The following is a 10,508-nucleotide window of genomic DNA, read 5'->3' as shown; positions in this document are numbered from 1 at the left end:
GGTTGCTGGGATATGCTTTACTCATGTCACTCTCTCGGTACTGTTTATTATCTATTCACAGCTTATACTGAGAGAGCTTTTTTACACCTTTTCCGACTTTTCAAACATCCTCTAAGGGCAAATGCGGTGATGGTTACTCGTAACCAAAAGGATTTCTCTCAAATTCCCAATTTGGTGCTGGAGGATTGGACACATTGACTACATCCTCTGCTATCAATTTTGATATCAAAGCAGGAAATTACAGATATACCATTACCAATTGACACTTGCCTAGTTCCGCAAGGATAATTTTGCTCTCTACGGAATGTTTTGATTAATGCCCCTGCTTGTTGCCGTATGATAGACGTTATTGGAAAGCTTCCTTTCCCAGAAGATGAATAAAAACTGTAATTAGCTTTCATAATAATTTTTTGTCAAAAGTGGATCACACCTGCCGAGGGTAACGCACGAGATATGACCGTTTGTAATTACCTATGCTTAATTTGTTTTGAGGCTAAGAATTGTTTCCCAAATTGTCCATTGGATCGGTTCAGCCAATAAATTTTTTGTTCGTTTTAAATAAGGTTTGCGATAAGGTCTGTTGAGTTGTGCTGTCTCGAAATCGTTTTTGTCAGCCCAAGTCTCGTAGAACATAAACTTAGTCGGGTCGTGAGGATTCTGGTTGACTTTGAAATTAAGCAGGTTTGGTTCAGCAAAGACGTGTTTGAGAACATTCATCAGTTCTTTTTTGTAGGCTTCTTCCATACCAGGCTTAGTACGGACTGAAACTAATACAGTTATAGGTTTGCTACTCATAATTCTTCCCTCAGAACGATGCGGTTGGGAAGTTGGGGCGAACCTAGTTGATAATTTGTGAATAAATTGGTGTGTGCGTTCATACTTTTAACTGGTGAAAGTTTGGTAATTAGATGTGGGGAAAATCTATTTTTGACGTTCCCAAATAGCGATGAGATTGCCATTGTTGTCCCGAAAATTTGTAATCGATGTGCCAATTTCGGGAATATAACGGCTCTCCCAAATCAGTGGTACACCTTTGGCTTTTAACTGAGCATTCGCTGCTTTTAAGTCATTCACGTAAAACACCATATTGCGGATGCCGATAACCTCTAAATGTGCTGGAGGTTTTTTTGGTTTTCCTTCCAAATTTCGCTGATTAGGGATTTTGATTAAATCAATGAAAAAGCCATTCTTTTCCATCAAGGCAATCTCAATACCTGTAGAAACTTGCCTTCTACTTTGCAACTTGAAGCTTAACTTGTCTGAATACCAACGCACAGATTCGTCAATATTTGGAACTGAGATGGCGACATTGTAAATTTCCAGTGTTTCAAGCCCCATGTCAGCTTGTGAATTTATTTTAGGTTGGTTTTGGTTAGCAATTGCAAAAAGACTAGTACTTGCTGTAAGTCCGGTTGTGGTAAGGATAACTGCTATTAGTTTTTTCAAGCCTTTAGGTTGCATGGTGAAAATTCCTGCGCGTTCATGACTTAACAATAACTTGTGCCAATAGATAGAAAAAGCAGTTTACTGTCATATAACTTGTGAAAATAATTCACCAATTTAGGTACACAGATGCTAATAAGCTTGAAAATTTAGTTTGCTTGAGTTCCTCAACCAGTTCAATCAAATTCCCGTTGTTGTCCTGAATGAAGCAGAGCTTAAGCTTCAATGCCTCATCTACTCTTGGTTCCCACAGGAACTTAACGCCCTTTCTCCTGAGTTCTGCGGCGACGATATCTAAATCGTCTACGACAATTGCCAGATGTTTGTAACCCTGTATTAGCAAATCATCCGGAACATTAGTCACTGGCGGTTGAACTCGAAACGAGCTTTTGCGTGCAAATACTTCAAGACGGATGCCATTTAATTCTAGAAAAGCTTGCTGTGTAGATAGTTGAGGTAAATCGCGTCTTCCGGTAACTCGGAAGCCAAGTTTATCTTGATACCACCGAACCGTCTCTTGAAAGTTAGTAACCGAAATTGCCACATGATGCAATTTGGCCGAACCTAGTGGTGTAACAGGAGTGGCTGGCTTCTGCACTTGGGCTTGGTCATGCGCCATTGCAGAAAAACCAACAATTGCAACAATTACAGTGCAACTAAGCGCCTTATTAACTGCGTTTTTGAGCATAATTACTTCTGGTGTTGTTTCGGACGGATCAATTTAGCACTACAGGCGGTCTTCAGCCGCAGAACCTTCATGGGCAGCCATACCACCGTCCACCACCATGATGTGTCCATTGAGGAAACTGGCTTCTTCGTCCGCGAGAAACAAAGCTACATTCGCTATCTCTTCTGGTTGTCCCCAACGTTTGAGCGGGACTTTGTTAGCAATAGAGTTACTGACTTGTTGATAAAGCTGAGTATCTACAGGGTTAACAAACTGATTCAGGAAAGTTGTCTCGATGGGGCCTGGTGCAATTGCATTCACGCGGATACCTTGGGTAGCGTACTCCAGCGCCGCAGCTTTCGTCAAACCGACTACACCATGTTTAGAGCTTACATACGCACCAACATTTGGTAATGCCACAAGCCCTAATGTCGAAGCCTTGTTAATAATGACACCTGATTTTTGCTTGAGCATTTGTTGTAGCTCATACTTCATGGAGTAGAACACACCGTCGTAGTTGGTGCTATTTAATTCCTGCCAATGTTCCGTAGTCATCTCATGAATTCGTCCAAAACCTGGTACACGACCAATACCTGCGTTGTTGTAAGCTATATCAAGCCGACCATATTTCTGAATAGTTGCTTTTACGAAAGCTTCCACTTGTTTGGGGTCGCGTACATCAGCACGCATATATGTTGCTTCACCACCATTGTTGCGAATTGTGGCTTCCACTTGTTTACCCAAGTTTTCGCGTCTGCCGCAAAACATGACTTTTGCCCCTTCTCTGGCAAAGAGTTCAGCTGCGGTGCGTCCCATCCCACTCGTTGCACCTGTAATTAAAACAACTTTGCCATTAAATCGTCCGTTTGCAGAGCGAATTGGCGATCGCTGTGTCAGAGTTTGGTTTTCGTTCGCCTTGACCTGATGACTATTAAGTGCTTGATTGCCAATAACTGCCATCGTTCCCAAAGCTGTAGTACCACCAAAAATCAACTTGCGTCGTGTAGCAGAGATTTTGAAAGGCTTTCTGGAATGGCTCATTGTCGTTTTCTCCTTGATAAAAGTTTATTCAAAGTTTGATAGTTGTTCTATCTTCTGAGTTCTTTAAGGGCGATTCAGTCGCTCCCAAACGTTGCCGCGACGCTCCCAAAGCGTGATGAGATTATTGTTGTTATCTCGAAACATAGTCACGCGAGTACCAACTTCTCTTAGTTCACGGGCTTCCCAGACAAACTGGATATTTTTAGCTTTCAACTCACGCACGCTTGTATCCATGTCATCAACCCATAAAACAAAGTTCTTTATTCCTTGATATTTCAGGTGATTTGGTGGGTCAAGGTTTAGCATTGGCATTGGTTGGGAATTTGCTACTTCTAAAAATTCGATAACCACACCATTACGCTCAATCATGGCGATAGACACCCCATTGGACAAATCTGCTTGGGAAATTTTGCGGAAGCCCAACACGCGCTGATACCAATCTACGCTGGCATTCACATCGGGGACTGAAATAGAAACATTAAAGTGTTTCATCGAATCCAAACCACGACCGTTACGAGTATTAGTATCAAATGTTTCTTTTTTCTGTTCATTGCTCGATTGTGCAGATACAGAAAAGGAATTTTGGTTAAGTCCCGCTAAGTTACCAACAGTGAGTTCAACTGTAGCGATCGCGATAGGCAGTAGTTTCTTAAACATGATGGCTTCTCCTTTTTACTGTTTTTTTTTGCGCGAGTGCAATCGTCTATTGCCTTCAAGTTAACCTTTGGCAAAAAGAAGAAAAAGTAGTTACATTTCACATGACTTGTGAATAAAGTTCAAAAATCATTTAAGCTGGTGGGCATGGACAAGCTCAACAGCCTAATCATCTTCGTCCGCGCTGCCCAAAACCGCAGCTTCTCAGAAGCTGCGCGACAAATGGGGATGTCGCCATCCAGCGTCAGCAAAGCCGTGCAACGCCTGGAAGAAGAACTGGGAATCCGCTTACTTAACCGCACCACCCGTAGTGTGACGTTGACGGATGACGGTGCTGCTTTTTACGCACGCTGTCGGCAAATTATCGATGAATTAGAAGAGGCAGAACAAGAACTGCTGCGAACGCGATATCAACCCAGCGGAACGCTACGAATTGATTTAACAATGGCGCTGGGGCGAATGCACATTGTTGGGGCATTACCTCTGTTGACGGCGAAATATCCTTCACTCAAGCTGGATGTATCTCTCAATGACCGCTTTGTTGACTTAATTGAAGAGGGAATTGATGCGGTTGTGCGTTTGGGTATTGGTACGGACAGTCGATTAATTATGCATCGGGTGGCGACAGTGCGGTTTGTTGTTTGTGCTTCACCGGATTATTTCAAACGCCACGGTATTCCCAAAACTCCTCAAGACTTGAAGCAACATAACTGTATAAATTTTGTCTATCCCCAAACACGAAGGGTGTTTGAGTGGCGCTTTCAACATGGCAGTTTGCACACTCCAGGGAACCCCCGCAACGCACTGCCTCACCAAGGCGAACAATTTGAAATGCCTGTGGAGGGTTCCTTACGATTTGACCATGCCGAATCTTTACTGGAAGCTGCAATTGCGGGCGCGGGAATAGTGCAAGTTCTTAACTATGTTGCTGGAAGAGCAATTGCAGGTGGTGAACTTCAACCGATACTTGAGGACTATGCTGCTCCTGGTGAACCGATATCGGTAATTTATCCACAAAAGCGGCATTTATCAGCAAAAGTTCGCGCTTTTATTGATTTTATGGTTGATTTAATGGGTCAACTTAGGCTGGAGAAAATTGTTGAATAAAAGCTCTCTGGACTGCTAAGTATGAGTTTAAGCCTACCCAGGCACGAAAAGACTACTGCGATCGCCAGATTTAGGCATGGGCAACGGAGAGCTGGTGGTTTAATCGCAGGTTGTGGTTCAAGGTCTGCTGCACCACATACCTCGATCTTAGCTATCAAAATTGATATCAAAACAGCAATTTTACAGACTACTACAGCGCTTATGACACTTACTGACTTCCGCAACAGGTGTCTGATTGTTGATTAAAGTGTAAACGTTCAGGCAAGAACATTGTATGCAATGATAGTCGTTATTGGAAAAACGCATTATCAATAACGACGCAGTGAGCATTTATGCCTAACGAGCCGGTTTGGGGGGAATTGGTTAAAGTCGAGTTGGAAGCGTGTTTAGATGCACCGATCGCAAGATATTTTGACGCGCAGCTTGACACTGACCCAGATGTGTTGGCGCAGCTGTTGGCAGATAAGCGCAACCCCAATACTCGACGGGCTTATGAAAAGGATTTGAAGGATTTCTTTCTGAAGATGACTTTATTGCCGCCAACTGGTGATAGTGTGCTGGAGTTTCTGCACTTGCAGCGAGAGCAAGCAGTGATGGTGGTGTTGAAGTACAAAGCGATGTTGATTAAATCTGGGCTGCGGGAGGCAACCATCAATCGGCGGTTGGCGGCGATTAAGTCCTTGGCGAAGATGGGGCGCAAGTTGGGAGTGTGCAACTATTCCCTGGAAGATGTGTCGGGGGAGAAGGTTAAGGCGTACCGAGATACGCGGGGTGTTGATAGCAAAGCGATCTCTCTTGTGATTCAGCAATTTGATAGAGAAACATTGATTGGTAAACGCAACTATGCGATTTTTCTGGTGCTGTGGGGTTTAGCGTTGCGTCGCCAGGAGATATGCCATCTTAATGTGGGGGACTTTGATTTTTATGGACGCAAGTTGAGAGTTTTGGGGAAGGGTAAGGGAACGAATGAAGAATATTTGGATATGTCACGCGATGTGGCTCATGCTCTTGCAGATTGGTTAATTGCACGAGGGGATTTGAATGGCAATTTACCGATTTTTACAGCGTTAGATTTTCATAATTCAGGGCATAGATTGACTACGGATGCCATCTATAAAATAGTGGCTACTGCTTTTAAGTTCGCTGGGGTGAAGAAACCCATGTCACCTCACAGGGTAAGACATTCGGCGATTACGGCGGCGCTCGATGCTACTGATGGGAATATCAGAAAGGTGCAGAAGTTGAGCCGTCATGCTGACCCGCGAACGCTGATGATTTATGACGATAACCGGAATAAAGACCTGTGGGAGATGTCGGAATTGTTGACGGGAATGTTGAAGGATTCCAAGTGAGAAAAATTAATAAATCGACTAATTATAGTAGATTAATCTTATTCAAGAAATAGTAATTAAATTGCAACGCATTTTTAGAATCAGGAAATGCCCCAAAAATCTCAGTCACGTTATCCAGAAAACTGGCCAGATATCGCTCTGGAAGTCAAACAATCTGTGGACTGGCGATGTTCTAAATGTCAGTTGCAATGTATTCGTCCCGGTGATGATACGTCCGAACTTTCCCGTTCTCTTAGAACGGCGCTAACACTAACAGTACATCATAAAAATTTTCTGCCAGAAGATAATCGTCGAGAAAACTTATATGCCTTATGCACAGCTTGCCACCTCAGTTTTCATACGCGACGCAGGGGAAATGTATCGCCAGGACAATTATCTTTATTTTGAGCCAGCTTCTTATTGAACTAAGGTACTGTAAAAGCGCCACCGCAGTCGGGAGTAAACACCTTCATCTGTGAGAAAAACTCAACCAACGGCAGCAAGCCATCTATGTTCCACAGCTCCCGTCCTTGAGAACAGGGTGGGGTATTATTCGCAATTGACGACAGAGGATTGAGTCATGTCGTTAACTTTTCCTTCCCAAAGAGGCTGGAGTGCTTCTATTGGTAGAACCTCGTCTGTTATTTCATATAGACAACTCTTTTGACTGCTTGATCCAGCATTTCATCCAAGTATTTTCATGACTTTTGTCACTTTTAAATTTTACTAAAATATGTAATATATCTTTCTCTAGATTAAAACAAGTAACTTGTTTTGGCTGCTTGAGCTAACATTTTATCCGAGTATTTTCATGACTTTTTTCACTGTAGAATTTAGCGAAAGTGTGTAATATATCTTTCTCGAAATTAAAAGTGTTTAATAAACATAGTTAGCGAATATCTAGTGTAGGCAGAAACATGAAAGGTTTCAAGAAGCTATCCTCAATAGTGGTATTGCTATTTACTTTCGTCTATCCACCCTCATTAGCTTCAGCGGAGGCTAGTTCTTTAAGTAACGCTCCTAATGAACAGAATGTTGCGACAGAAGCAAACTTAGTTGAAGGTGAAACCGGAGAGCTTTTGATTGCTCAACGGCGATATGAAGGACGGCGATATGAAGGACGGCGATATGAAGGACGGCGATATGAAGGACGGCGATATGAAGGACGGCGATATGAAGGACGGCAGTTTCGTCGAGGACAACGGTATAGACGACAGCAGTTTCGACGACAGCAGTATCTAAGACAACGGTATAGACAACGCGGCTACTATGGACGACCAGTGTTTAGACCAGGAATCTATATACGACTGTAGTAGACAACCTCAAAAGCATTAACCAATTCATCAATGGTTATTGGTTGTTCTACTAACCCTCTGGGTGAGGCTCGTGCCGCCGCTCGTTCGCCTTTAGCGTTGCCCCTGGGCAAGTACTCGCTAACGCTAACGCAGGGCTAGAGTCACACCCAAAACTACTTTTTATCAATCAAAAAATACATTGGGGTTTTTGGAGCTATGCCGTCACTAAGCCATTCATATCCGGTAAGAGCAAATCGATTACAACCACCTGTTGCTTAGTTTCTTCAACCAACTTCAAACCTATCTCTCCACAAGTAGCTTCACCACTTACTTCTATATCTGGAGATTGTGAAATGCATCAATAATATCAACCATTTCTGTTGAGAGAATTAAACCCCACCACTTCCCGACTTAATCCTTCCGTCTCCTCACCAATAGATCATTCATTCACAATCAAGTTATAGTCAATATAACCGAGCATCGCGCCTCTTTTTATCGCCTCATAACGGTTCTTGACGTGCCATTTACTGTACAAATCGCTGGCATAATGTTTGACTGTACTAACAGAGAGAAACATTTCTTTAGCAATCTGTTCAAAAACTAAACCCTGAGCCAGTAATCGCAGGACTTGTATTTGCCGCTCGGTGGGAGAGTCAAGCAAGTTTTTGTCAGCAAAACTAGGGTCGATATATCTGTTTTGATAAAGGCTTTCTAACAGTTTTTTAGCCAGCTTCGGGTCAAGTAGACATTCATTAAAGTAAGCTCTCTTGATGGCTAGTTCAATCAATTCTATATCAGCACTTTTGAGCATATAAGAATCAGCCCCATGACGGAAAGCCGAGTTAATAAAGTCTTCATGAGTCTGATTAGTAAAAATCACCACTTTACTATTAGTATTCGTTTTAATTGAACGAGTAAGTTCTAAACCACTCATGTCAGGTAATAGTAAATCGACTAGCACAACATCAGGGTTCATCTGTTCAATTAACTGAAACCCCAGCTTTCCACTGGTGGCTGACCCTGTAACTTCTATATCAGGAGATTGTTCAATAGCACCTTTGATGCCTAAGAGAGTGAATATTTCTGGTTCAACAATTACTATTTTCAGCATGATTTTATTAATCCTCTAATAATAAATGGCTGTTTATTGGCGGACTTATTATTGATGCTTCTGCCGTGGGTGTCCGTGCTGCCGTAGCAGTGCCGTAGGCTACGACCTATACAGGGTATGGATTGCCGTGATTGTGCCGTATGCCGTGTCCACTCAGAAAAGCCTGTAAAACATCTGTTAGTGTTACCACGGCATCACGGCATCATGCTCACCAATCAGGCAGGGAGTAGTTATCATTGCCGTCACAATTTATCTTCTCCCTCTCTACTAATTCAGCTAAACCATCAATTAGTTCTGATTCTGAATAGCCGGATAACCTGTCTGCCTTCTTCAAATCACGTAATGTTTTTGGCGTTTTAGACTTCACATTCTGGAAGTATTCATAAATCTTTTTCGCTACTTCAGATAATGGCTTTGAATGTCCATTGTGAGCAGGATTTAAATTAAATTCCAGGTCAAATACTCTATCTAGATATTCCTGCTCCGAAGCAATCGAGTTGACTTTATTAGATAAGAGAGGCATTAATGCCACAACAAAACCACCAACGGAAGCAATCATAACTGGACGGAGGTTTTGATAAGAGACTGCTTTCATATCCAAGTACTTAGATTTGATTTGTTCTCTCTCTTGTTTACCCGGAATAATGTCACCTCTATTTAAAATCAACTCCAGCACCCCATAAGATTCTTGTTCCCTTCCGTTCTTGATATACCTGTTACCTAACAACAATAAATTGAGACAGAGACGTGTTTGAGCATCCATCTTTTCAATGCCCAATGCTGCCAGATTAAAAGACTGTAAAGAGGCAATAAACTTAGTATTAAACTCTCTACCAATCAGTAAAACGTCAAGTAATTTTCCCCCATAATTCCAGTCGGAGTAATGCTTACTTAATTGGTCAGCAATCACTAACCAGTCATCCAAAATTAGAATCAATGGTGGTAAGGATTCGCGCTTTGATTCTAGTAGTTGCTTACGCTGTTTGTACGAGGTGTAAAAGTTGTCAATTACCTCTTTGGCTAAATCTGGGTTTTCCTGATCAAAGACAATTACCCGCCCCTTCTCTCGTAAACCACAAAAACTATCATTCTTAGCACTAATTACCCAGATGTCCGCCCCTGGGGAATCAGCCAAAATCCGCCCAATTAAGTAATTGAGGGTTACTGACTTCCCGCTTCCTGGTGCGGCGACTAAAGCAGTGGAACTATCTGCTCTGGCTAGAGTTTGTAAAGTATTGAGGGCAAGAGGTTCTGATGGGTGAAGGTAATCACCTGTTGGGGTTGCTCCCGGTGCGATTGCGCCCTGTTCATCTCCAGTAACCTTGTCGTTCGGGTCAATCGTCCCTTGTAAAGTCTGGCTACCTTGCAGATAGGGCGTTTTCATCTCACGAAGCTGCTTAATGTAATCTGCCTTTTGTTCTTCAGTCATCCCCGCCGTTTGCGCCTCAAAGATAGCCTCGGATGCCTCCATTTGGGTAACTTCAATTTCCGTATGGGCGTAAATCTCCGCTTTTTGGATATCAACAGTGCGATCATTGGCTATCAAATCTAAATCGGCTTGCAATTGGACTTCTGCGATCGCAACATCTCGGTAACTCTCTAGTAGCTCAGAACGTGCGGCCATCTCTGCCTTTGCTGCATCCCGTTTTTGGGCGATGTCTTCAAAAACTGCCCTCTGCTTCTCCTCCTCTTGGCAATGGCGAAGCATCCACCCAGCTAGCGCAAACCCCAGGAATCCCCCAAACGATTAAACTAAGCGAAACTCTCACGAGTCCCGCTCGTCTTCAGAACCGGACGTGAGACTTTCACCTCATCCGGCTCCTCAATGACTTGGCTCTTGCTATGAGTACCTCTACTAC

At 42.9% G+C, this 10,508-nt stretch carries 12 protein-coding genes and 1 pseudogene; 6 read left to right on the top strand and 7 right to left on the bottom strand.

The genetic code is table 11. The features are described 5' to 3' along the window. Nucleotides 1–198 (top strand): annotated as a pseudogene (locus H6G97_RS53615) (hypothetical protein); the annotation flags it as partial. Nucleotides 199–477: 279 nt separating this feature from the next. On the opposite strand, the gene H6G97_RS37365 reads toward H6G97_RS53615, so the two are convergent. The 5 genes from H6G97_RS37365 to H6G97_RS37345 form a co-directional block, all read right to left on the bottom strand. After that, nucleotides 478–795 carry a putative quinol monooxygenase gene (locus tag H6G97_RS37365; RefSeq protein ID WP_190945757.1) on the bottom strand — a complete coding sequence of 106 codons (318 nt, stop codon included), beginning with the start codon at nucleotides 793–795 and terminating at the stop codon, nucleotides 478–480. Nucleotides 796–921: 126 nt separating this feature from the next. Then, nucleotides 922–1,461: a VOC family protein gene (locus tag H6G97_RS37360; RefSeq protein WP_190945756.1), complete on the bottom strand. Its 540-nt coding sequence runs from the start codon at nucleotides 1,459–1,461 to the stop codon at nucleotides 922–924. A 91-nt stretch (nucleotides 1,462–1,552) separates the two neighbouring features. Further along, a complete protein-coding gene (locus H6G97_RS37355; protein WP_190945755.1) occupies nucleotides 1,553–2,131 on the bottom strand; it encodes a VOC family protein in 579 nt (192 codons plus the stop codon). A gap of 39 nt (nucleotides 2,132–2,170) precedes the next feature. Further along, nucleotides 2,171–3,151 (bottom strand): SDR family NAD(P)-dependent oxidoreductase, encoded by a 981-nt coding sequence (locus H6G97_RS37350; RefSeq protein ID WP_190945754.1) that lies wholly within the window; start codon nucleotides 3,149–3,151, stop codon nucleotides 2,171–2,173. Between the two features lie 63 nt (nucleotides 3,152–3,214). Further along, on the bottom strand, nucleotides 3,215–3,808 hold the full coding sequence (locus H6G97_RS37345; RefSeq protein ID WP_190945753.1) for a VOC family protein: 594 nt from the start codon (nucleotides 3,806–3,808) through the stop codon (nucleotides 3,215–3,217). A 144-nt stretch (nucleotides 3,809–3,952) separates the two neighbouring features. Between H6G97_RS37345 and H6G97_RS37340 the strand changes: the two genes are divergently transcribed. From H6G97_RS37340 to H6G97_RS37320, 5 genes are all read left to right on the top strand, one after another. After that, entirely contained in the window at nucleotides 3,953–4,912 is a 960-nt protein-coding gene (locus H6G97_RS37340) for a LysR family transcriptional regulator (RefSeq protein WP_190945752.1), read from the top strand. A 21-nt stretch (nucleotides 4,913–4,933) separates the two neighbouring features. Then, nucleotides 4,934–5,158, top strand: a complete 225-nt coding sequence (locus tag H6G97_RS37335; RefSeq protein ID WP_190945751.1) for a hypothetical protein — start codon at nucleotides 4,934–4,936, stop codon at nucleotides 5,156–5,158. An 86-nt stretch (nucleotides 5,159–5,244) separates the two neighbouring features. Next, the gene (locus H6G97_RS37330; protein WP_190945750.1) at nucleotides 5,245–6,264 is read left to right on the top strand and encodes a tyrosine-type recombinase/integrase; all 1,020 of its coding nucleotides are present in this window, start codon (nucleotides 5,245–5,247) and stop codon (nucleotides 6,262–6,264) included. 87 nt (nucleotides 6,265–6,351) lie between these two features. Next, the gene (locus H6G97_RS37325; RefSeq protein ID WP_190945749.1) at nucleotides 6,352–6,651 is read left to right on the top strand and encodes an HNH endonuclease; all 300 of its coding nucleotides are present in this window, start codon (nucleotides 6,352–6,354) and stop codon (nucleotides 6,649–6,651) included. A 509-nt stretch (nucleotides 6,652–7,160) separates the two neighbouring features. Next, nucleotides 7,161–7,556 carry a hypothetical protein gene (locus tag H6G97_RS37320; RefSeq protein ID WP_190945748.1) on the top strand — a complete coding sequence of 132 codons (396 nt, stop codon included), beginning with the start codon at nucleotides 7,161–7,163 and terminating at the stop codon, nucleotides 7,554–7,556. Between the two features lie 421 nt (nucleotides 7,557–7,977). Here the strand turns inward: H6G97_RS37320 and H6G97_RS37315 are convergent, their stop codons facing one another. Together H6G97_RS37315 and H6G97_RS37310 are read right to left on the bottom strand one after the other, a co-directional pair. Next, nucleotides 7,978–8,649, bottom strand: a complete 672-nt coding sequence (locus H6G97_RS37315) for a response regulator (RefSeq protein WP_190945747.1) — start codon at nucleotides 8,647–8,649, stop codon at nucleotides 7,978–7,980. 208 nt (nucleotides 8,650–8,857) lie between these two features. Next, nucleotides 8,858–10,357: a type IV secretory system conjugative DNA transfer family protein gene (locus H6G97_RS37310; RefSeq protein ID WP_242055816.1), complete on the bottom strand. Its 1,500-nt coding sequence runs from the start codon at nucleotides 10,355–10,357 to the stop codon at nucleotides 8,858–8,860. Nucleotides 10,358–10,508 lie beyond the last annotated feature (151 nt).

Origin of the sequence: Nostoc flagelliforme FACHB-838 (assembly GCF_014698065.1) — a bacterium.
In the GTDB taxonomy this organism is placed as follows: domain Bacteria; phylum Cyanobacteriota; class Cyanobacteriia; order Cyanobacteriales; family Nostocaceae; genus Nostoc; species Nostoc flagelliforme_B.
Note: the sequence above shows the minus strand (reverse complement) of the source record. Positions and strands in the feature narration are given on the sequence as shown.